The sequence below is a fragment of the Nostoc sp. genome, assembly GCF_036917615.1.
Lineage (GTDB): Bacteria > Cyanobacteriota > Cyanobacteriia > Cyanobacteriales > Nostocaceae > Nostoc.
Genome location: NZ_JBALCZ010000058.1, coordinates 1 through 23,222, shown reverse-complemented (window position 1 = coordinate 23,222; position 23,222 = coordinate 1). Strand labels below are relative to the sequence as shown.

At 40.4% G+C, this 23,222-nt stretch carries 21 protein-coding genes; 9 read left to right on the top strand and 12 right to left on the bottom strand.

The features are described 5' to 3' along the window. Positions 1 to 7 precede the first annotated feature (7 nt). The 4 genes from V7K85_RS19540 to V7K85_RS19525 all read right to left on the bottom strand — a co-directional run bounded on the left by V7K85_RS19540 (position 8) and on the right by V7K85_RS19525 (position 4,488). Positions 8 to 970, bottom strand: coding sequence for a fimbria/pilus outer membrane usher protein (locus V7K85_RS19540; protein WP_334815666.1), 963 nt, complete (start codon positions 968 to 970; stop codon positions 8 to 10). After that, on the bottom strand, positions 915 to 2,330 hold the full coding sequence (locus tag V7K85_RS19535) for a fimbria/pilus outer membrane usher protein (RefSeq protein WP_334815664.1): 1,416 nt from the start codon (positions 2,328 to 2,330) through the stop codon (positions 915 to 917). The genes V7K85_RS19540 and V7K85_RS19535 overlap by 56 nt, the downstream gene beginning before the upstream one ends. A 262-nt stretch (positions 2,331 to 2,592) precedes the next feature. After that, positions 2,593 to 3,360, bottom strand: a complete 768-nt coding sequence (locus tag V7K85_RS19530) for a fimbrial biogenesis chaperone (RefSeq protein WP_334815662.1) — start codon at positions 3,358 to 3,360, stop codon at positions 2,593 to 2,595. A gap of 612 nt (positions 3,361 to 3,972) precedes the next feature. Further along, positions 3,973 to 4,488 (bottom strand): Csu type fimbrial protein, encoded by a 516-nt coding sequence (locus V7K85_RS19525; protein WP_334815660.1) that lies wholly within the window; start codon positions 4,486 to 4,488, stop codon positions 3,973 to 3,975. A gap of 1,064 nt (positions 4,489 to 5,552) precedes the next feature. On the opposite strand from V7K85_RS19525, the gene ppk1 reads away from it, so the two are divergent. Next, entirely contained in the window at positions 5,553 to 7,733 is a 2,181-nt protein-coding gene (gene ppk1 / locus V7K85_RS19520) for a polyphosphate kinase 1 (RefSeq protein ID WP_334815658.1), read from the top strand. 194 nt (positions 7,734 to 7,927) lie between these two features. After that, entirely contained in the window at positions 7,928 to 8,344 is a 417-nt protein-coding gene (locus tag V7K85_RS19515; RefSeq protein WP_334815656.1) for a response regulator, read from the top strand. A gap of 129 nt (positions 8,345 to 8,473) precedes the next feature. Here V7K85_RS19515 and V7K85_RS19510 read toward each other — a convergent pair whose 3' ends face one another. Then, a complete protein-coding gene (locus V7K85_RS19510) occupies positions 8,474 to 8,647 on the bottom strand; it encodes a hypothetical protein (protein ID WP_229463280.1) in 174 nt (57 codons plus the stop codon). A 351-nt stretch (positions 8,648 to 8,998) separates the two neighbouring features. Here V7K85_RS19510 and V7K85_RS19505 point away from each other — a divergent pair, with 351 nt between their 5' ends. Then, positions 8,999 to 9,568, top strand: coding sequence for a DUF2854 domain-containing protein (locus V7K85_RS19505; protein ID WP_334815654.1), 570 nt, complete (start codon positions 8,999 to 9,001; stop codon positions 9,566 to 9,568). 515 nt (positions 9,569 to 10,083) lie between these two features. On the opposite strand, the gene V7K85_RS19500 is transcribed toward V7K85_RS19505, so the two are convergent. Further along, positions 10,084 to 10,344: a chlororespiratory reduction protein 7 gene (locus V7K85_RS19500; RefSeq protein ID WP_334815652.1), complete on the bottom strand. Its 261-nt coding sequence runs from the start codon at positions 10,342 to 10,344 to the stop codon at positions 10,084 to 10,086. Between the two features lie 614 nt (positions 10,345 to 10,958). Here V7K85_RS19500 and V7K85_RS19495 point away from each other — a divergent pair. Then, positions 10,959 to 11,159, top strand: a complete 201-nt coding sequence (locus V7K85_RS19495; RefSeq protein WP_334693443.1) for a hypothetical protein — start codon at positions 10,959 to 10,961, stop codon at positions 11,157 to 11,159. Continuing rightward, on the top strand, positions 11,147 to 12,172 hold the full coding sequence (locus tag V7K85_RS19490) for a PleD family two-component system response regulator (protein ID WP_334815650.1): 1,026 nt from the start codon (positions 11,147 to 11,149) through the stop codon (positions 12,170 to 12,172). Before V7K85_RS19495 ends, V7K85_RS19490 begins: the two co-directional genes overlap by 13 nt. A gap of 44 nt (positions 12,173 to 12,216) precedes the next feature. Here V7K85_RS19490 and V7K85_RS19485 read toward each other — a convergent pair whose 3' ends face one another. Further along, positions 12,217 to 13,422, bottom strand: a complete 1,206-nt coding sequence (locus tag V7K85_RS19485) for a histidine kinase (protein WP_334815648.1) — start codon at positions 13,420 to 13,422, stop codon at positions 12,217 to 12,219. 816 nt (positions 13,423 to 14,238) lie between these two features. Between V7K85_RS19485 and V7K85_RS19480 the strand changes: the two genes are divergently transcribed. The 4 genes from V7K85_RS19480 to V7K85_RS19465 all read left to right on the top strand — a co-directional run bounded on the left by V7K85_RS19480 (position 14,239) and on the right by V7K85_RS19465 (position 18,897). Beyond that, entirely contained in the window at positions 14,239 to 14,547 is a 309-nt protein-coding gene (locus tag V7K85_RS19480; RefSeq protein WP_334815646.1) for a hypothetical protein, read from the top strand. Between the two features lie 538 nt (positions 14,548 to 15,085). After that, the gene (locus tag V7K85_RS19475) at positions 15,086 to 16,480 is read left to right on the top strand and encodes an S-layer homology domain-containing protein (RefSeq protein ID WP_334815644.1); all 1,395 of its coding nucleotides are present in this window, start codon (positions 15,086 to 15,088) and stop codon (positions 16,478 to 16,480) included. A 304-nt stretch (positions 16,481 to 16,784) separates the two neighbouring features. Beyond that, positions 16,785 to 17,840: an SGNH/GDSL hydrolase family protein gene (locus V7K85_RS19470; protein ID WP_334815642.1), complete on the top strand. Its 1,056-nt coding sequence runs from the start codon at positions 16,785 to 16,787 to the stop codon at positions 17,838 to 17,840. Positions 17,841 to 17,853: 13 nt separating this feature from the next. Beyond that, positions 17,854 to 18,897 (top strand): M42 family metallopeptidase, encoded by a 1,044-nt coding sequence (locus V7K85_RS19465; RefSeq protein ID WP_334815640.1) that lies wholly within the window; start codon positions 17,854 to 17,856, stop codon positions 18,895 to 18,897. A 50-nt stretch (positions 18,898 to 18,947) separates the two neighbouring features. Here V7K85_RS19465 and V7K85_RS19460 read toward each other — a convergent pair whose 3' ends face one another. From V7K85_RS19460 to V7K85_RS19440, 5 genes are all read right to left on the bottom strand, one after another. Beyond that, the gene (locus V7K85_RS19460) at positions 18,948 to 19,172 is read right to left on the bottom strand and encodes a toxin-antitoxin system, antitoxin component, Xre family protein (RefSeq protein ID WP_334815638.1); all 225 of its coding nucleotides are present in this window, start codon (positions 19,170 to 19,172) and stop codon (positions 18,948 to 18,950) included. A 287-nt stretch (positions 19,173 to 19,459) separates the two neighbouring features. Next, complete coding sequence (locus tag V7K85_RS19455; protein WP_334815635.1) at positions 19,460 to 20,302, bottom strand: hypothetical protein; 843 nt, start codon at positions 20,300 to 20,302, stop codon at positions 19,460 to 19,462. A 50-nt stretch (positions 20,303 to 20,352) separates the two neighbouring features. Beyond that, positions 20,353 to 20,868, bottom strand: coding sequence for a hypothetical protein (locus tag V7K85_RS19450; protein ID WP_334815633.1), 516 nt, complete (start codon positions 20,866 to 20,868; stop codon positions 20,353 to 20,355). Further along, a complete protein-coding gene (locus V7K85_RS19445) occupies positions 20,865 to 21,203 on the bottom strand; it encodes a hypothetical protein (RefSeq protein ID WP_334815631.1) in 339 nt (112 codons plus the stop codon). Before V7K85_RS19445 ends, V7K85_RS19450 begins: the two co-directional genes overlap by 4 nt. Positions 21,204 to 21,266: 63 nt before the next feature. After that, positions 21,267 to 23,222, bottom strand: a 1,956-nt coding sequence (locus V7K85_RS19440) for a CHAT domain-containing protein (RefSeq protein WP_334815630.1), incomplete at its 5' end; no start/stop codon positions are given.

Genomic DNA, 23,222 nt, shown 5'->3' with positions numbered 1-23,222 from the left:
AATTTCCCTAATTATGTATGCACTTTAAGCTTCCTAACTTAACTATTTTTTGTTCAGACTGTGGAATATTTAAATCAAAAGTACACATACCTTGTGCATATTCTACATTAGCTATATAGCGGCCAGGAGTAATATTTTCTAAATAGAATTCTCCCTGATTACCAATAGGTGAATTTATTTGATTGCCATTTACATTTACAGTTAACTGACCATAAACAGGAATTATAATTTTTCCTGATACTTCTATAAAAATATTGCCGATGATACTCTGAATACGTTGTATAGGAAAGCGAACAATTGCTCCACCTCGGAAACTAGGCGCAATTACTTTTTCGTTAGCATCAACTCTGTAATTTAGTGGAATATCTTCATCTTGAATTCTGATATTATTGCCATAGTATGGTAGCAAGTTTGGTATTAAAAGGTTGCCCCTGGAATTAGTTCGCCCAATTTCCTGATTACTCATATAACCCCGCACTCCACCAACTGTTGGCACTTGAATGAGTGCATAGCTTCCTGTGACAGGACGGGTAAAGAAGATATTGTTTCCTATTGCTACAATGCTACCGGAGGCGAGAGTAGTTGCATTTTCGCCGTTGCGGTTGTGATCATAATTTAACTCATAAATACCAAAGGGAGCTTGATATCTTAAAGTACCGTTACCTGGCAGTTGTTCTTCGCTGGGACTTAACTGCAAGCGGTAGCCAAAGCCTTCCCCAAGAGGAGGAGATTGTTGCAAAGATAACGTAGTTACAGCTTTTTTATTACTAATGCCCTCAGTTAGGTTGGCACTAGTGGCGTTACCCAGAGAATAATTAAACCCAATAAATATCTCATTTATTGAAGACTCTGTAGCTTGAGAAGAATGGCTAAGATTTATAGATAAGTTTGAGCGATCGCTCAGTCGAATAGTATTAAATAGAAAAATTCGATTCCTTTGTCCGCGATCGCGAAAATTCAGATAAGGCATACTGTAAACCTAAGCTATAGTTACGACTTAGCGTTGCAGATATAAAGGCATTAGTTTCTAACCTTGGTCTATCGTTTAACGCACTTAAGCTTAAGTTGGCATATTTGTCACTGAATAGGCGCAGGGAACTACCGAAACCTAAAGTTCGACCAGAGTAATTATAAGCTATTGATCCAGCTGCACCCGGAACTCCTGATTCACTACTGGCGGCTAAAGATAGTTCTAGCGCACCAAAAGGCAGTGCAGTTGTGATAGTAGAACCGCCACTGATTAAATTACTCGAGGCTTCTAAACGCCCTCCTAAGGTTAGGGATTTACTTATACCTTGGGTATACTGACCCAGGAAGACAGGAGATCCATAATTCAAACTATCAGAGTTCAAATTCTGCCGACGAAAACCCAGGTTAAAACTGTAGCTAGATAGCCCTGGCTTGAGAAGCCCTGTAGAAAAATAGAATGGTGAGTTAATTACCTGTTCTCGACCAAAAGAATCGCGGATAACAAGACTTGTAGAACCATTACCCACAGGTAATACTAGATTATTTAGTTGAAACTGACCGGGGGGCAATTGTTGCTGACTAACTCGTTGACCATTGACAAAAACCTCTACTGTAGAAGGGTTGAGAACAGCACCAGATAGTGCAAAGGTTGGTTGGCGAATAAAATAAGGATTAAGTCCAAATTCTCGTGATAAGCTAATACCTCCGAAAAACACTCCGCCGCCTAAATTCCCAGTATTAGCAAAGCTATCCCCAACTACCCATCGATTCAATTTTTTGGGATCATCTATAGTAAAATTTGTTAATCCTCGCAGAAAGGAGCCGTCTCCTTGGCGCGAAAAGCTGCTAAAGAGTAGGTTGCCCTTCAAACTTAGCCCAAACTCCCCAGAGAAGGTATAGTTATCAAATGCTTGCCCGTTGAGCGGCACATTAAAGGCATAGTTTAAAAAAGCACTCGTGTCTTTGCTATAGACAATATTTTTTGGTGGCTCATTTCCTAAGTTTACTGAGGTAGAACCTAGTAATTGAGGTTGGGCTGTTATGCTCAAAGTTAGGCTATTCTCATCATATTTATAGCTAACATTGGGAGCTAGTGAAGCCAGAGAGACATAAATTTCATTATTTATGGTTTCCTGAATACCGGAGAAACCTTGCAATCGGGCTTTTTGTAAGTCTGAGGGACGAACGAGAATATCGTTCTGCCGTAATATAACAAAAACTTCTCCTTGGGAAACCTGGTTAACAGTCAGTTCTAAGATAGCTTTTTGGTCTTGTGCTACAACTTTATGGCATATTACAAGGCTATAACCTAAACAAAAAGTGAGGCTCCCAAGGAATTGTAGGGAATGCCAATTTTTCATTAACTAAATAACTTTCCTTAAGAAGATGTTTTAAAAGTCTTTAGCAAATATAATTCGCTAATACACAAACAAAGTTGACCTACGTGGAAAGCATAAAAATTAGAGCCATCTTTTGAGGATTTAACTAGACATTTCCAGAAATTAATTATGCGTTGCCCGAAATCTTTAGTAGGCACAATTCATGAATTGTGCCTACGTGATCACTCTTATGTCTACTGTGTTAGCCTCTGGATTTTAAAAGTGTTTAACTTCACATTTAATTTCAGGCACTACAAGCATCCTTGGGCATTTCACGCTTTTCTGTAAAAACTTTATTATCTGTTTTGACCTCAATTACTAAAGTTCGAGTCTTGCTACACTCCTGTTGAGAGATTTTCATGTCATAGGGCTGAGATGAACCAGCAAGAACATACCAACCATTTCGTTGGCGGTCAAAAATACTTTTATCTGCTTCACCAAGACCTTTGACCCGTATTTTCTGAGCAATTAAGTGAACGTTTCCTCTATTTTTGATCTGAAAATTTATCTGATTTTTGCTAATAACAATATTTTCCACACCTCCTTCTAAAACTTGGTTGCTAGGTTGAATAAATATAGGAATTCCTATTTTTGTTAAAATGCGGATTCCATTCATCTGTTGATTAGGTTTTGCTTCGGGAGGAAGTTCTTCAATAAAAATACGGTAAGTTTTTTCGATGGAACTGACAGGGGTTAATGTCCCAACTCGCACGAGGCGCTGTTGTCCAGGTTTTAAGGAAAATAAGCCGGGAAAAGCTACTATGTCTTCAGTAGTATCAAGCTGCATCTCACCTTTAGCATTTTGCTTCCAAATATAGGTGTGAAGTTGAAAGCGTAAAGTCTCATTACTGTTATTGCGTACAGTGAGAACTTGACTCGATACCTTGGAAGAAAATGAGACTTGAATCGGAAAGACTCCGAAGGTACTCGCGCCAGCTTTTTCTATTACAATTAGCCCCAAACTCAGCATGAAACTCAAAAATATTGAATTTTTTTTGTTAAAGAAAAACATAACAATTGATTAACAATTTTATTTAACACTGCAAAGCTGTAGCAATTTTGGATACTCCCATTTGCCTCCTCACAAGGAATAAAACGCTGAATTTTTACCTCATCCAAGTCTGTAATTTAATGAAGGAGATACTAAATTGACATTAGTAGTAATACTGAAAAATCAATAAAAACACTCTATAAATTCGAGCTTTTATAAAGAATCAATGAATCGTTGAAATATTCCGCCTTAGCGAAACTCAGGCGGCGAACATCTTTGACAATTCAGATTCTATGGAAAAGCCCACGAAAAACCTAACCCCCTTCCCGTGCCGACAAGGGGTAAAATTTAAAGTCTCTCTCCTATAAGGAGAGGAATTTAGAGAGAGGTTTTCCAGATACCGTGAAAAGTCAGGTGAGATGCTTCCACTCAGGTAAAGCTATAGCAATCCTATTTGATTTGTGAAAATCGCAACGTTGAAATCCCCGACTTCTTTAAGAAGTCGGGGATTTGATTGTTCACGAATAATTTAGGATTGCAATCTTATCAGGACTTAGGCAACTCCAAGAAATAAATTATCCAATCTTGTGGGGTGGTACTGCACCTCAGGAATAACACTGAAAGTATTTGGTGTTAGAAGTTGACAGTAGCTACCACGGTATCAGAGTAATTACCCTTAACTGCATTTTGGCCTTTCGGAATTCGACCAAAAACAGTAGTGGTTTGCAGTGTACCGTCGTCACCAGCAGGTGCCACACCTGTGCTTCCCCAAACAGTACCACGAGCTGAATCTGAGTACAGATTGTACGATAAGTAGTTGCTGCTTCCTGAACTCAGGCGACGTTCAGGGGCAGTAAGAGTACCAGTAGCATCATTTAAACCCTGATCTAAGCTAATGCTCGCTTCAGAACCAGATGTACAAAGTGTTGTCACAGTTCCAGTTTGATCTAAATCAGCACCAAAAGCAGAACTATTACCTACTATTGGATCATAGTCGCCAAAAACGACGGCATTGGTATTGATAATGCAATTAGCAACAACATTAGCTGAGACATAAAGGTTAGAAGTATTTAGAGGTGCTGCCATTGCCGGAGTAACTGAACTAGCAATTAGTAAAACAGAAGCTAAAGCAAAACGACGTAACATCATATAGTTAATTCTCCAAATAGTTGATGTACTTGCTGAAAAATTGACATCTATTGTTAATACCGTGTCCGTAAAATTGATAACACCCAACCCTAACTCTTTAGAACTTCTTTTAACTAAGACAAAGAGTGGCTTTTACGGGGTAGATTGGCAGAAAATTAAAGGTATCTGACACGGCATTAAGTAGGAATCGTACTTATCATTTCCCTGGGTCTATGTATTAAACATACAGCAATATGTAGTCTAAAAGTCCAGTAAAAACTCTAAAGTTTATAATACAATTTAGCAAGGCTAATTACGGATACCGCAGGTAAGCAAATACCAGAAATAGAGGTAGAACTGATCAATGCTGAGGGTTAAATAATTTCTGCATCTGCAATTGACGAATTTGGTCTTTATCGTCTAAATCCAGTTTTGGTTGGTAAGTAGATTTTGCGAATTTCGTCTCAAGATGGCATCACAAATAAGTAGTCGGGCAGAATATAATTACACAACGTAATTGCGTTGGCGCAGCCTTCCCGTAGGGTATGAAGCGTACTCCTTTGGAGAAGCAAGCTACGCGGTAGCGTCTCCAAGAGTTGCCAAATGAAGCTTTCGCTTCGCTTTGGATATCGCAGCGTAGCTTGCTTCTTTGTTTGCCGAGCGTCTCGTAGAGAAGGAGTACGCTTGATTATATTCCGCACCCTACCGGAAGGCTGCGCCAACGCAATGACTGTAAATTCATCATTAGACCTGAGGACTTAGGCAAACAATAGCTAAAACTCTGATTTTCAGGTAGGGGCAATTCATCAATTGCCCCAAAGCGCGTATAGTTTTGCGTAAGTCCTAGACCTCTTGCCAAAGTACCTTTCACCTTTTTCCAACTTTTGCAAGAAGTCTATTGAAAAAGATTTCTTCTACGACCAAAATCTGCAATTGCCGTTTGCCACAACAACCAAGGAAACTAAGGACAAATGAAGTTCCCTTTTCCTACTCGCCGAAAAGCTCCTTCGCCTCAAGCACCATTTAACTTACTATGTTTATTGTCCCCCAGTTAAATGGCCCACATCTGCCTGCCCTTAGGTATTATGGCAAAATCTAAGAAAAGCGCTACCCCCATCAATCTTAACGATCCACAACATTATCTTAACCGAGAGTTAAGCTGGCTAGAATTTAATGCCAGGGTGTTACATGAAGCCTGCGACGATCGCACGCCTCTTCTGGAACGCCTGAAGTTTTTAGCAATCTTCAGCTCTAATTTGGATGAGTTTTTCATGGTGCGCGTTGCTGGTTTAAAGCAACAAGTAGAGGCGAAAGTCAGCCTGTTAACTCCCGATGGTCGAACACCACAACAACAACTAGATGATATTAGGTCTACCCTCACTCCTCATGTAAAGAAACAGCATCAACATTTTGAGCAAATACTTCGTCCCTTACTAGTAAATCATGGCATTCATATCCTGAATTACATAGATTTGAATCAAAAACAGCGGACTCATCTCAACAGTTATTTTGAGGAACAAGTCTTTCCAGTTTTGACTCCCCTGGCTGTTGATCCTAGTCATCCCTTTCCTTTTATTTCTAATCTCAGTCTGAATCTGGCTGTTGTGGTCAAAAACCCAGACACCGAAGAAGAATTCTTTGCCAGAGTTAAAGTCCCCAGTGTTCTGCCACGATTTTTACCGATACCGCCGGAATTGGGAGATCAGAACAACGAAAAACCTGCCCACTGGATTGGAGTACCTTTAGAACAAGCGATCGCTCATAACTTGGAATCTCTATTTCCAGGAATGAACATTCAAGAATATCATCCGTTCCGCATTACCCGTGACGCCGATTTGGTTTTAGAAGAAGATGAGGCAGATGATTTATTGTTAGCGATCGAACAGGAATTGCGAAAACAGCGGCTGGGTGGGAGTCCAGTCCGGCTAGAAATTCAGTCCCAAACTCCTGAAATAGTGCGATCGCGATTATTACATGATTTGGAATTAACAGAAAGTGATTTTTATGAAGTAGACGGTCTTTTGGGACTGCGGGATTTGATGTCTTTTATGGCCTTGCCATTGCCGGAACTCAAAGATCCACCACGCCAATCTGTTGTACCATTACGCCTGCAACGACTCAGGGAACCAAGTTTAAATCGAGATGTCCTGGAAACGGACGAAGGAAAAGACTTTTTTGCTGTGATTCGGGAAAAGGATTTGCTAGTACACCATCCCTATCAATCCTTTTCGGCTACAGTGGTGCGCTTTATTACCCATGCTGCCTACGATCCGAATGTGTTAGCCATCAAGATGACCCTTTACCGGACTTCTGGGGACTCGCCCATTGTCAACGCCTTAATTGCCGCTGCCGAAAATGGTAAGCAGGTATCTGTACTGGTGGAATTAAAAGCGCGATTTGATGAGGAGAATAATATTTACTGGGCAAAACGACTAGAAAGAGTTGGAGTTCATGTTGTTTATGGTCTAGTGGGACTGAAAACCCACAGTAAAACCGTCATGGTGGTACGGCGGGAAAAAGACCGGATACGTCGCTACGTGCATATTGGCACAGGTAACTATAACCAGAAAACGGCACGGCTGTATACAGATTTGGGATTGTTTAGTTGCCGTGAAGAATTGGCTGCTGACATCACAGATTTATTTAATTTCTTGACAGGATACTCACGACAAAAGTCTTATCGAGAGTTGCTGGTTGCGCCTGTGAATATGCGCGATCGCTTTTTGGGACTAATTCACCGCGAAATCGAAAATGTTCAAAATGGATTTTCTGGGCGCATTGTTGCCAAAATGAATGCCCTAGTCGATCCAGAAATTATCGCTACTTTATATGAAGCTTCCCGCGCCGGAGTGCAAATCGACTTAATTATCAGGGGCGTTTGTTGTTTGCGCCCAGGACTCAAAGACATTAGTGAAAACATTCGCATAATCAGCATTGTCGGTCGCTTTTTAGAACACTCTCGGATTTATTATTTTCATAACAATACACAGGAGGAAATCTATATCGGTAGTGCTGACTGGATGCGCCGCAACCTAGATCGCCGAGTGGAAGTAATTACCCCAGTGAAAGACCCTGATATTGCCAAAGATTTGCAAGAAATCATGGGAATTATGCTCGCAGATAATCGCCAAGCTTGGGAATTACAAGCCGATGGCACTTACATTCAACGACGTCCCTATGATGATTCTCCAGAGGCTAATTCACAAAAAATTCTGATGAATATGGCATTACGCTCAACTGGTGTAGCCTCAAACCGGATTGATTAAAAAATAAGTTACTTATACCTTGATAACTACTAGCTCAAATTAGTTTTTTTTAGAAAACTTGAATTTTTTGAGAAGTTATCTAAGTTGTTTGTCATGGGTTCACACAAGTTATTCAACCATAGGATAGAGTAAGTGCTGGCACTTGTTCCCATAAACTGGAAAGGTTATTCTGAATAAATTTATCATTCCCCTGAATGTTAATGTTATCCTGTGAGCTTTCTACCTTGCGTGTTCTAGTAGTTGATGACCATGAACTGACTCGTTTAACCTTACAATTAGTTTTTTCTTGCCAGGAAAATATTCAAGTAGTAGGTTTAGCCAGTAATGGTGAAGAAGCTATAGAAATGGTTAAACGTTGCCATCCTGACGTGATTGTTCTAGATTTACAGATGCCAGTCATGGATGGCTGGAGTGCGTCTAGTCACATTAAAGCTATATCTCCGAACACCCAGATCCTTGCTTACTCCTCAGTGGAAGACGTAAATTTTCCAGGGACAAAGGCAATGTCTAGCTTTGATGACGTTTGCAAAAAAGATGTACCGACAAGTGAACTTATTGCCTTAGTTAGGCAGTTAGGTGAGCGTGCAGCAGATGGTTCACTTGCAGGATAAATGATACAGCTATGTTGCTTCGCCAACTCAGGCTTATTTCAATTCTGGGGATTTGAGGACATGATAGTACTGAGGAGCGTCGGTATAGCCTGAACTTGACGGTTAGACCGACGCAGTTTTTGATAATTTCTACTCTACCGGAATGGTTCGTCTAAATTCATCAATTAACTCATCTAGTTCTTCCAAAGCCTGATTTACGTCAACTCTCAAAGTTCCCAGGTTTGGTTGCTCAAGTAGGCTTAACAGGTACTCGCGTTTACTTTGAACTGCAACAATTCGTTCTTTTATAGTCTGTATATCCATTATTTTTTTCCTAATCTTTAACTACCTTTAAATTTAAAGTTAACTCAAAACCCAACATTCTGGGGCACTATACGCTCTTAGTAGTCCACTACACTAACTTTTCTGCCTGAGAAACTTTCCATGTCTCCCATACCCTTACTCTTAAAGCAAGTTTAGGTGCAGCGTCTGCGATCGGAGAAGTTCTGAACTAAGGAAGCCAGAAGCTCCTGACTTCTCTTTGTGTCAGTATTAACCTGGCAATTTTGAGTTGGTTGAATACTACCGCCTGGTGACGATGTTCTTCCCTAATTTGTTACTCATACCCGATGATAATAAAACTGAGGTATTCAGACTTTATACTAATTTAAGCTCATGTTACGCCAAATCTCTTTGGGAACACTCGGTTTAACTCTCGGCAGCATATTAACCATCATTGGCTTCGTCGCCTATGCTGCTAATAATGCCACACTCAATCTTGTCGGATTTTTTTACGGGATTCCTCTATTGTTGGGAGGGCTGGCGCTGAAAGCTAATGAACTTAAGCCAGTACCATTTAGCCAAACTACGGCACCCTCAGCATTAATACTGCGCCAGCAGCAAGCAACTGTTACTCAAAATAAAATTCGCAAAGACATCACCCGATATTGCTACGGTCAAGATGCTCATCTAGATACAACACTTTCTTTTCTGGGTTTGAGTCCCACAGACCAGGAACGCCCAATAGTCACAGGGTTGCGAGAAACAGAAGTTAATGGGAACTATACCCTAATTTTAGAATTTGATTCACCGCTAATACCAATTGATGTGTGGCAAAAAAAGCAGGAAAAAATGACCAACTATTTTGGTCCTGGATTGGAGATTCAAATAACGCAGCCATCTGAAAATACAATTGAGCTAGCGCTGATCAATACTCAAAAAGAGTCACTAGTCATTAGTCAATAGTCAAGAACAAAAATTATCGTTACCTAAACTCCATGCCTTTATGGCTTGTCGTTACCCACATTTTTGTAACACTCAAAGTGCAGCGCTAATCGACATTCCCCCAGAACTTAAGTTCTGGGGGAATGAAGCTCTGTATCCATTAAGCGTGGAGTGCAATATTTCACTTTCACTGGTGATGCCGACTGGCTCCCCTTAAAAAGCAATACGATTCAGTTAAGCATTTCTTTCTTCTTTTTGCGTCCTTCTCTACGAGACGCTGCGCGTTGGCGGAAGCCTCTCGTAGAGAAGGCGGTTCGTTAAAAAAATTGACTTTGGCAAAGAGTTTTAGCCTTAACTGAACTGTATTGCCTTAAAAAGGGGGAAATATAGCCATTTTGAGTAAGCCAATTTATCGGGAGGTTGGGGGGATCGAGTCTTACCCGAACCGTATTGCCTCAGATCTGACTTTGCGCTTTGCTCATACTTCTCCTTGCTTCTTCGTTAACTCATTTTCCTCTTGACTACTGACCAAAAAGTTACTTTTCTAAACGAACTGCATACCACTGCAAATATTCCCCAGGAGCAATATCTAATTTGCAACTGGTGTCAAGTAAGTATTGTGCTTGAGCTTCCACTGTATCAAACTTTTGTAAGTCAGGCGGCAAATCTTGAATTATGAGTTGTTGGAGAGTTGTTTTGAGCTTTTCTAATAACTCTGATGGGGTCAGAAATTGTTCTAGTTGATTTGTTTCTAGAACTACAAAGTGATCTTGCTGATACATTAAGGGGTCTGGCATTTTAAATATTTAGTAAATGTAAATAGGGTTTATTTTTTTTGTAATAACTTTTAGTTGTTTATGTAGTCAAAAATCTAGCGGTTTTATGTTCTGTCTGTGAAGTAATTATAGATTTAGTTGTTCAAAATATTAATCTTAATTTAATATATCTATATTTATCTAACCTTAGCTACTAAATTGCTGTCTTTCCGAAAAAATAACCTATTTTTTAATTACACTGAATATTCTGAATAGAATTGAATAAGAATTTTTACTTAATTTATTAACCCAGATTCACTTGAAAATAAAGCTTTGCATGAAGTTTAATCTAAATTTTATGTAATTATACTAAACCTCAGCAACCCTTGCCGAATAAACTAAATAAATTTAAGCCAAATGATATAAGTATTCAGTATTAGTTATCTTCTGAGTGCATTTTGGCAATTATTTTGCCTTGTTTCACTAGGTTTCTAAACTAACTACAGAACTAAATAATTAAGGTGTGCATTTGCAATTTTCAAAAAAATTGCAATTTGACTTTAACAATGGGGAAATATAAAAGTAACATCTCCTCTCATAACCATAGCCGAACAAAAAGGTAACAATTGCCTTCGTGTTCCAATTATAGATTGTCTATGCAACTTAGTTATCTACCGCTTGCTTGGCTCACTAACATTGAGCAGTCTATTGTCAAAAAACAGTTGATTGTGAAGCCAGACACACCTTTGCCGCAAATCCTGGCATTGATGAAAAGAGCGATCGCCCCCATGCGATTAAGTTGCACGGCCTTTTTCAGGATAGTCCCGCAAGTGGAAGGCAACTCATGTCAGGCATAAGCCCATCTTCTGGTTCTGAGCAACGGCCACTGATTCTAGTGGCTGATGATGACAAGAACATCCGAGTATTCTTGCGTAAAGTTATGGAAAAAGAACGTTATCGAGTCATAGAGGTCAATGATGGTAAGCAATGTTTAGATGCATACCAGACTATCAAACCGGATATAGTTTTGCTAGATGCTGTAATGCCTATGATGGATGGCTTTACCTGCTGTGAGCGCTTGCGCCAAATTGCCAAGAATAATTTAAGATCAGCCGTTGCAACCTTTGATACTAATTCCTCCCTTAACAATACTGTGATATCCAACATATGGAAGCGCACTCCCATATTGATGATCACATGCTTGGACGATGAGGAATCCGTAAACCGTGCTTTTGAGGCAGGGGCGACTGATTATGTCACTAAGCCAATTCACTGGCCAGTATTGCGCCAGCGGTTGCGCGGACTGCTACAGCAAGCGCAAGTATACAAACAATTAGAGGCAGCAAACCAAGCTTTAGAGCGCCTAGCCAATGTAGATGGCTTAACTGAGTTGGCTAATCGTCGCCGCTTTGACGATTATCTCAATACTCAGTGGATTAATCTCGTACAAAAGGAATCTCCCTTGTCAATGATTTTGTGTGATATCGACTTTTTTAAATTTTATAACGATAAATATGGCCACCCCGCGGGGGATGTCTGTTTACAAAAGGTGGGTGCTGTCTTAAGCCTTAAGGCACAAAAACATCAGGATTTAGTAGCGCGTTATGGTGGCGAAGAATTTGCTGTGATTATGCCATACACCCCTGCATCTGGTGCAGTTCACGTTGCCGAAGTGATACAAGCGGGAATCAAAGATTTGCAAATTGTTCATGACGGATCTGTGGTGAGTCAGCATGTCACCCTCAGTATGGGCGTGGCGACTGTTGTCCCCACTTGGGAATCCTCACCTTCAGATTTGATTGTGCTGGCAGATAAAGCACTCTACCAAGCAAAGGCCGGGGGGCGCGATCGCTTGATCTCAAGTTCTTAATTGTCATTAGTCCCACCCTATCTAATGCCTTGTTTGGCCAATACCTAAGAAGGATAAACTGGCAGTGTGAAGTGGAACGATGCTCCGTTATTGGGGGCAGAGTCCACCCAAATTTGACCATAATGTGCCAGGATGATGCGTTGGCATAAACAAAGACCAATGCCATAACCTTCTGTACCTTCATCCCGTTGCAGGCGGAAGTGGTTTTCAAAGATGCGATCGCGATTCTCTACAGGAATACCCGGCCCAGTATCGCCAATACTAAACTGAACTTTTTGAGTAGTGCGGTGCAATCCGGCAACGCTAATCTTGCCACCTTCTGGGGTGTATTTGATCGCATTATCCAACAAATTTACCAGCACTTGGCGGATGCGTTCTGGGTCAGCATATACGTATGGTAAGTCATTGGGAATATCCGTTTCTACCTCTTGGGATTTGGCGGTGTAGCGATCACCCAATTCTTCCAGTACATCTAAGCACAGTTTCCCTAGCTGTACTTTTTGTGGTATAATTGGAAACTCTGTATCTTTACCACGACCTACCTGCAAAAGGTCGGCAATCATCCGATCAATGATCTTAGTTTGATTGCGTGCTTGTTTTAATAGATGCGCCGTCATGGATGGTTTGAGGCGCTGGAATTGACCTGTATCTAAATTGTAGTTAGATTGGAGAGTTTCGATCGCGATCGCGGCAGCAGTTAAGGGATTACGGAGATCATGCGCCAGCATAGCAATCACTCGGTCTTTAAACTGTAGCTGCTCTTGGAGGTGATCTTTTTCCTGTTTCAAGCGAAAAATTTCGTCTGAGAGTCGGATTAGTTCGGCAGAAACAGCAACTGAACGGATAGTGGATTTGGGTAATGTTACTTTAGGATTCTCGTCTATACTTTCTTGTAAGTCTTCCTGTAATTTTAAGTAGACGTCTACAGCGGCTTGCCAGCGAGGCCACCAGTTTTTCAATTGCGCTATTATATTACTCCCAGCCAGAACCTGTCGTGGTTCCGGATGGATTTTGATTAAAGCTGGCGTTGCTACCAATTTAAAGTGTTCTGCTAAGTAAGGTTGTTGTCCAACATCGATAGTTTGAAGTTCAAAACTATACTCAGCCTGCAATTCTTTTAAGTAAGCACGTATTCGCTGTACCTGTTGTCGGGACTTTGGGCGTCCATCGACAAACAGTAACAGCTGGAGTGGAGCCTCAGAATAAATAGGCTGATCCTGGGAAACTTGCATGTAATCGTGTTTCAGCACTGGTAACAACCCGGTGACGCTTTACAGAAAGTAAAATGGACTGACGGTTGTCGATGGCCGTTGTTTTTTCTTGAATTTAATATCTATTTTAGATTTTCATACTTTATCAGATCTGCATTTTTGACATCAGACATATCTTTTTCAGCCTTTTGCCCCTTTTTGGCTAACTTCATCTCAAGAAACACCCAAGCCCCTTGAATATAAGTCTTAATTAGCCCTTAATCAAAATTTCCGCCAGAGCCAGCAGGTGAAAGGTTTAATACTATGTCAAATCGGCTAATGCAGCACCATGTCAATTCGAGTACTCGCTTTGAACAAGTGATCACCCAAGCAAACGCAGATGCTAATTGTATCTAATCTATCAGGAAGCTGTTAACTGTTCAGACTAAGTTTGTAGAGGGTTTTCTCAACCGCCAGTGCATCCGAGAAAGTGTCTTTTTTGCCTCTACCCAATCATTAGTAGGATTGGGAAAACAGTCATAGCTAACTATGTACTGTCTCTATACTTGCCAAGCGCACCCTGTGCCCAGCTTTGTCCTTTAAGAACCGCTGCCCTATCCCAGAAGAACAGGGGATGGGTTGTCTGAGGGAAAGCTTTGGATAACATAGAGGCGATGTCTACGGCGGTAAACTACGCACTTTTAGAGTCAGCACTTACTGTTTTCGAGGCTGCCAAGAAACTCTTGACTTACAGCACAAGTAGCACTTTTCCCAGAAAATCACTTTAGAGATACTAGAGAAACTGCTGCGACACTTGATTGCTTTGCCTATGACCCCAGTCGCCAATAATAACGAACTTACGCTAAGTTCCTGGAATTGCTTAACACTGGCATTTTCCAGTTATTGCCTTACTCAGCTTACCATCCTCAGATGAATAATTTCCAGAATCGATTAGAAGCCAGCGTTAGCGAACTTTATCCATTCCCCTCCTTGGGTGAGGCTAAGGGGGGCTTTAGTCTTAGTCTATCATTTGAGTTGCTTGGCGTAGGCTTTGCCCGCCGTAGGCATCGCATTACAACTAGTGCATCTGGAAGGAGATTAAAGCTTTTGCTAGCTATGCTGTTTTTTGACGAGTTCTCAATTACTTATCCGCTCCACCAATTGAATATTTCCAGAACTATCTGAAAAATTGATTCACAATTTAGAGTCTGTCACATTAATTTTGATCATTTAGTAATGGGTGGCTCTAGCCCTAATCTAAGCACTAAAGTGCTTACTACGAACTCCCTTAACTAGTCATAATCCTTGTGGTGGAGTACTAGCTTAGAGCAACCCAAATCAGAAAACTTTTATCTAGCAGGTATTCCAAATTTATTTGTGTTTTTTTTCTGAAAATGTTAGTTTGCCAAAATTTTAGGGAACTCTATAAATAAGCATGGGAATAAAACCTAATGGCTGTAAAACAAAGACAAACACGGTAGCTTTTGCTACCGTTTACTAATTTTTTGAGATATCATCTTCACCACCAGAGACATTTGCGAAGAAGACGCCGTGAGTCGGTAGTGTCTTTTTGTGATAGAAGAGGCAGAGGAACAGAAGAGCAGAGGTGACATTCGATTCTCCCCTGCTTCCCTGCTTTTTCTTTCCTAATACCCAATCCCCAACCCCATTTAATCAACAGTCTGCGCTAGGGTAAGAATTGAAACTCAATTTGTGATTTCCTGTGCTTCCCTGTAAACGTCCAGCTGTATTTCTAATTTGGGCTGTTCTACTCACTTCGTTAACAGCCTGTGCTAATAGTCCAGTCGCCAAAAACCTTGAGCAATCTTTGGCGGCAGATTCTAAGCTGCAAAGCAATCCAGTTGTCTTTGGAGAATCTCAAAGTAACCAACCGCAAGCACAGCAAAACGAATCAACAGTTCAGTTACCAGCTGATTTTCCCAAAGATATCCCACTATATTCCAATGCCAAACTCCAGGAAGTTACACCTGCTAGCGGCTCAGAAAACAGAGTCTCAACTCGTTGGTTGAGTTCTGACCCTAGCAACTTTATTGCTAGCTTTTATAACAGCCAGTTTCAAACAAATAACTGGCAGATTTTGCAACAGCCAACAGATGATGCGGGAGGTGCTTTTGAGGCACGTCGTAACGATTTGCTGTTGAAGGTTTCCATTCAGCCTAAATCAGTTACTAACGCCACACCCAATCAACCCCAAACAGCCACTGAATTACTGATTGAGTACGTACCGAATAGTATTGCAACGGCACAACCTACCCCAACTATAAGTCCTAACGAAACTACTAACGCCGTTCCTCAACCAGGCAATCCACAGTTCATTGGCCCGGTACCACCCGCAAACTTGGCAGCACAGCCACCAAGCACGGCTAATAACCAAACAACTCTTACAGCCACAACTGAATCTCAGGAATTCAACGATCTAAATAAGGTACCGCCAGAATGGCGGCAACATATCCAAGACTTAGCTGCATTAGGTGTTTTGTCTCTAGAACCAAAGGCAACTAAGAGCAACTTTACTACCACAACTAACCAGTTTGAACCTAGTAAAATCGTTACAAATCGGGAATACGCCCGTTGGCTAATTGCTGCTAACAATGCTATGTATGCCAGGAATCCAGCTAAACAAATTCGCTTGGCATCAGAAAGTACTCAACCAGTTTTTAGTGATGTGTCAGCAAAAGATCCTGATTTTCCAACAATTCAGGGATTAGCTGAAGCTGGCTTAATTCCCAGCCCTTTGTCTGGAGATTCTACAGTAGTTTTGTTTCGTCCTGATGCACCCCTAACGCGGGAGGCGTTGCTGCTGTGGAAATTACCCCTAGATACTCGCCAAGCTTTACCCTCTGCTAACTTAGATGCGGTCAAACAAACCTGGGGTTTCCAAGATGCAGCACGAATTGACCCTAAGGCTTTAAGAGCAGTGTTGGCTGATTACCAGAATGGCGAACAATCGAATATTCGGCGGGTATTTGGTTATACGACTCTGTTTCAACCCAAAAAACCAGTAACTCGTGCTGAAGCTGCTACAGTTTTGTGGTATTTCGGCACTCAAGGTGAGGGTGTATCGGCTGCTGAGGCTTTGAAATTAAAGCGAAGTTAAACCGATGTCTATGAAGGATTACGCCATTCTGTTGTGGTTAGTCCATCGACAGCATAAAAGTGGGCAATTCTCACCTTTTAGCATGTAAATTTTGCTATTTCTTTGTAATATACCTATTTTTTATCAAGAAAATATAAATCTAAGTATTTTCAGCGTTTTTACCTGTGTTTGATGAATTTTTAAGGCATAGTTAAGTAAAATAACGTAAATTAACTGAATAGACGTACTTAGTTTTGAAGTAACTCACAAGACAAATTGTTAGACTATCGCCCTTTGATTACTTTTAAACAAACTCAAAAATACTATGGATAAAACAAATATGAAAAAACAAGCTGTCGCAGCAGGATTTGTTCTATTTTCTTTCATATTGCCGACCAAAGCTTCGGCTGCGAGTTTTGATCAGCTTTATGTATTTGGCGATAGTCTTTCCGATACAGGCAATATATATAATCTTACTGATAAAGGATTCCCTCCAAACCCACCTTACTTTGAAGGACGTTTTTCTGATGGACCGAACTGGGTAGATTATATCGGAGATCAGCTAGGGTTAAAGCCTACTTTATTCACTACTATTCTTCCCACACCTTCTACCCAAGGAATAAACTTCGCTATCGGTGGTGCTAGCTCTGGTTTAGGTAATGCTGTCCTTCCCGATTCAAATTTACCGGGAGTGCTCAAACAAGTCCTTGATTTTGCTGAAACTTTGAAAGCAAATAATCAAACTGCTAATCCAGATGCACTTTATACATTGTGGGGAGGTGCGAATGATTTCCTTTTTCCTAACCCCAAAGACTCGACCAAGCCAATCAATAATATATCCGTGGCGTTGAATACTCTCATAAGAGCCGGCGCAAAAAATATTTTGGTGTTTAACTTGCCAGATTTAGGACAGCTACCAGCAGCTAAAATCAATGGTCGCAACCCTACAAGCCTTAGCAAATCGAGTAGCGAGTTTGACTTGGGTTTAGCAAACACTGTGAGCGCTTTGAACCAAAACCCGAATCTCAACATCATCTCTGTTGATATTTATTCTTTATTTAATCAGGCTAGTGCATTGGGTTTTACAAATGTAACCGAGTCTTGTCTATCTAGACCAGATATATGTGACCCAGGAAACAACAAGTTTCTTATCTGGGACGGTGTCCACCCAACCACCGCCGCTCATAAGGTGATAGCAGACACTGCACTGGCGGCGATTGAGGCTAAGTCTGTACCTGAACCCTCAATAAACTTTGGGATTTTAGCCCTTGGTGCTTTTGGTGCAGTAGGAGTGCTGAAGCGTCAACAAAAAAGGTCAGCACTTGTGTCAACAGGTCGGTTAGTTGATGCACAATTGTTTCATATAACAGTTGAAAATTAAACTAATTGTATTGATGTCGGATTACGATCACTTATTTGAAATTATTGAAGAATTAGTCATGCACCATTCTCCTAGTGGTGCAGAAGCTGAGATTAACCAGTTGTTGATCCAACGATTTGCGGCGCTGGGTGTGGAAGTCTGGTGCGATCGCGCCGATAATATTATTGCGAAAATTCCAGGGAAAAATCCAGACCGAGCGATTGCGATCACAGCACACAAAGACGAAATTGGCGCAATTGTCAAGAGTCTCGGTGATCAAGGTTGTGTGGAAGTCCGCAAACTCGGCGGCTCTTTTCCGTGGGTTTACGGCGAAGGAGTTGTAGATTTACTCGGAGATAACCAAACCATTAGCGGTATTCTCAGCTTTGGTTCCCGCCATGTTTCCCATGAATCTCCTCAAAAAGTCCAGCAGGAAGATACTACTCTCAAGTGGGAAGATACCTGGATTGAAACCAAGCTCACATCTGCTGAATTAGAAGCAGCTGGCATTCGACCTGGAACTAAAATGGTAATCGGTAAACATCGCAAGCGTCCAATTCGGTTAAAGGATCATATTGCCGGTTACACCTTGGATAACAAAGCCTCTGTTGCGATTCTGTTAGCTTTGGCTGAAAATCTGAAACAGCCAGTTGTTGATGTTTATCTGGTGGCGTCAGCAAAAGAAGAAGTGGGGGCAATTGGGGCGCTATTTTTTACTCAAAATCAACGCTTGGATGCCTTGATTGCTTTAGAAATTTGTCCATTATCCGAGGAATATCCTGTTAAAGATGGGGAAAGTCCTGTACTTTTATCTCAAGATGCTTATGGGATATATGATGAAGGGCTAAATAGACAACTGCGCCACTGTGCTAAACAGTTGGATATGCCGATGCAGTTAACGATACTGAGCCAGTTTGGTAGTGATGCTTCGATTGCGATGAAATTTGGGCATGTTGGGCGTGCTGCGTGTTTGGCGTTTCCCACACAAAATACACATGGCTATGAAATTGCTCATTTAGGAGCGATCGCAAATTGTATTGATTTGTTAAAAGCTTTCTGCGAAACTGAGTTTGAGTGATAGTTTGAGGCTTTGACTCGAATGAGCGATCGTATATCAACCCAAAATAGCTAACATGACCAAATTCGTAGTGTGTCATATTCTGCATCATCAGGGTTATCCCAGATTTTAAGCAGAACTGGTTCAGAAAGTTTTGCTGCTGCAAAGGTAAGGCTATGGTCTGTATTTTGCTTCTTCAGAGAATCAATAAAATCTTCAACTAGCAAAACTTGTTCGGGAGGTAGCTTTTGAATTTTTTCAAGTAGCCTTTGCTCTGAACTGCTATGAGCCTGCATTGTTTAGATTCTCCTAATCTTGCCTATCTATATTGGTTGCTTTATGCATTCATTATAGTTTTTGGTTGTCTCTACCGACGAAGGCGATCGCTAATTGTATCGATTGGTTAAAAACTTTCTGCGAAACTGAGTTTGAGTGATAGTTCGAGGCTTTGACTCAAAAGAGCGATCGCATATCAACCCAAAATAGCGTGAATTTTTCTGGTTGTCGAAAATGTGCGATCGCACAGCAGAATTATTCCTACTGTTGATATAGCGTGAGTTAAGATAACTTGTTCTAACCCCACTCACTTTCCTTTAGTTCCCCTTCGTCTGAATTTAATCAAGAAATACGCCATTAAACCAAAAAAGGCGGTAGCTAGAAAACTCCACAGCAAGGATAATACTAGGGGAGAAACTGGGTACTTAAAATTAGTTGGTGCGAAAGGTTTATCTATGTATTGGCTAACTACACCAGAAACTATTGCACCACCACCAAAGGCCGCACCTAGTACTTGGATGGTGCGTTCTAAAGAGCGATCGCGTTCGGCTTGTTCTATTTCTACTATGCCACGAATTGAGTCTATGGCTTTACTCAATAATTCCGAACCGTGGCGGAAATAACCTAAATCTGCACTGATTTGTTGTTGGAAGAAGAGGCAGTTTCTTTGACTGAAGATTTCTAGAAACTTGATGTTTTCACCTGTTATATCATGAATCTGCTGTAATCTCTCGGCGTAGTTAGAGGCATTAATCGCAATAGTATTTTGATATTCTTCTATATTTCGCAGCAGACGGGTGTATGTTAATGACGATTGGGGTAAAGCTTTTAGTAGGTCTTTTAAATAGGTTAAATTTACTGTTTTGGTAGATTGAGTATTATCTAATTTAGGTATTTTTTCAATGATTGTTTCAATATCGCGATAGGACAAATCTAGTTGTTTGTAAATTTGTCTACTATCTTTGTAAGCTTTTACGGCTTTAGCGCGGAAGAAAAATAAATCTACTAATTCTCGATAGCATTGATTAAATTTATCATCTGCTTGTTCGTCGGCAAATAACCAAATTAAAACGTGCTGATAGTTAGACAGTTGACTAAATAAACCATATTCAAATATGGGACTGCCAAATAATTCACCTTGGCGATTCAATTGCGGTAGAAGATAGTTATCAGGAAATACAGATTTTAAACACTCGTTTGCTATTTGTTGGATAATTTTTTTTCTTTTGCACCTGTTAACCAACCAGTAATTAGCAGAGTTTGACCGATTAATAAAGGATTATCTTTAACGGTAAGACAGTTGTCTGGATTTAATTTACGTAGAAATGAGATATCTACATCATCTGTATGATTGTTATTTTCTTTTTCTGGACGACGTAGATTTAGCCATAAACTGTAGCTGTCGTAAAGTCGTAAAGGATGAGCAAAACCTTTAATTAGTAAGTTTTGATTTTGGTCTAGGGTAATACCGTCAAAAGAGACAGAGTAGTTATCATCGATAACTTCTGTCTCTTTGAGTAAATCTACACGAGGGCTATTTGGTTCTTTATTTACATCAATACGCTGGTGGAGATGTAAATCTTGGTGTAAGGTTATGTCAACTATTTCATCACCAGTGTTCCAAAGAAAGTTTTTATCTGTTGGTGTTCCGTCAATATTGGCGCTTTTATAAAGTTGAAAGGCGAATAAATGAATATTAGGTGCATAGATTTTCATGGTTGATGAGACTGATTTATTTTTCTTTGGTGCAGTTTTTGAATTTCGTCTTGCACAACTCTGTAACGATTTTCTTGAGTATTTTCTTGAATTTCTGGCTTGGTTTTACTAACTTTCTCTATTTCTCGTTCTTCAATTAGTACAGCGTCTCTAACATCTTCATATTCAATATACCAATGGCGAATTGCTTCGGAAAATGAATCTGGTGGTTGGGCTTCTAATTCGGCAAGTTCTTTTTGTAGTTCTGGAATGGCTGTAATGGCTTCTGATGAGAAAACATAATCTTGATTTCGCACAACTTGGGTAAATGCTTGAATGAGTTTATCGGCTTCCATTGGTTTATTTTTGTGTTGATTGCATATTATTGTATTTGATTTTGATGGGCAATGAGCAATTGCCTATTGTTTATTGCCTAAAACAGGTGATATAGCACCAAATGCTGCCCAGAATTCTGGCTTTTTAAATGGCTGTTGTTCTGGTTTGTATTGCTTATTTAAATAATCTATAATTGGCTGTTTTTTTGCTAGTTCCATTTTATCTAGACCTTGAAGCCAATATATTATTTGTGTTTGATTAGCTTGACGTAGCCATTGCTGGGTATGATTAAGTGCTAAAGGCATATTATATTGATAATTAGGCAAAAGCTCATAAAATTTAATCATTAATAAAGCTGTGTGAAAATCACTCACTGCCCAGAAGCTACTAATAATATTGGCTGCACCAGCACGAATAAAGCCAGTTGTCAAACCTATATATTTATCAAAATCAATAAAGCCTGTCTCGCAAGCAGAAAGACAAACAAGGCGGCAGTTATTTAAGTCGAATTGAAAGATATCTTCTAGGGTGAGGCATTTATCTAAATCTATTGCTTTTTCGTCATCAACTCGTAGGTAGCGAGATGAGTTGCTATAAGCAGGAATTTCAGCAATCACTGCATCGGCTAGCTGTAAGCCTGATTTGAGAGGCAAACCAAAATTAAAATATCCATGACAAGAAAAGTGTAGCCATTGAGAATTGGCGAGATTTTGATTTGTTGGTTGTGCTGTTAATGCTGTTTTGGTGGCTTGGTGATGTTTGAGAATTTGCTGGGGTTGAAAGCCTGCGGCAATTGTCTCAACTTCGATATCGGTAAATTCTAAATCATTTGTAGGATTTTGAATAGCAAAGAGGTAACTTTGTTGATTTAACTGTGAATCATCTAGTTTTTTAGCTTTGAATTGAGTAAACCGCAACAGCTGACAACTAGGTGCATAACTCACACCACCAGGAAATCTATCAAATAAATACTCTGGTGTTGAGGAGTCGTTAGCAGATAGGGGAATAGCGTGGAAAGATAAGAGGTGTAAATAACGATGGGGAATAAGAATTAACTTGTCGCAATCAGAGGGAATGAGGGAAGCTATTTGATTGAGATGGAGGATTTTAGTTAGCTGAATAAGTAGATCGCTTAACTGAGAACGCCACTTTGGTTTATCGCTGCCGTAAAGCTGGAGGTAATTATCAATCAAATTTTCCAGATTTTCTAAGTCTTGTTGCTTGGATTGCCAGATGATCAATTTGTTGTCAGTGATGATGAAAGCGCGAAAACAATCAGTGAAGATATACCACTGAACGATCGCAGTTTCGTTGTCTAAAAGGTTTTGAATTTCTCCAAAGTGGATGCTGTTAAGAATTGAAGACAGATTTTCTTGATTTGCTGATGCTGTTTTGGTTAACAGTTCGACTAAATTGCGGGTTTTGCTACGTTCAATATATTCTATTGCCTCAGTGTCTTTTGCTAATGCTAGGCAAACTTCTACCATGCGTTGATAAAGTTGATTCCATTCTTCTGCTTGTTTGCGCCTAGCTTCTTCGCCAGAAACAATTGCAAGCCGCAAAGCTTCCACTGTTTCTATTGCTGCAACAAAGGTATTGTAAGCTGAGTTAAACTGGTTTTCGTCTTGGTATAACCTGCCGAGATTTAACAAAGTTCCTGCATGGTATTGAGGAAAGGCGCTCAAGGTTATAACTTCGAGTGCTTGATTAAAAGCAGCGATTGCACTTTCAATATTCTCGGCTCGTTCTCCTAATATTCTGTTACGGTAAGCTTCCCCCAGATTATTTTGCGTCATTGCCCAATTTACTGGAAAGGCGCTTTTGGTTGTAACTTCGAGTGCTTGATTAAAAGCAGCGATGGCTTCTTCTATATTCTCGGCTCGTTCTCCTAATATTCTGTTACGGTAAGCAATCCCCAGATTATTTTGCGTCGTTGCCCAATCGACTGGAAAGGCGCTTTTGGTTGTAACTTCGAGTGCTTGATTATAAGCAGCGATGGCTAATTCAATATTCTCGGCTCGTTCTCCTAATATTCTGTT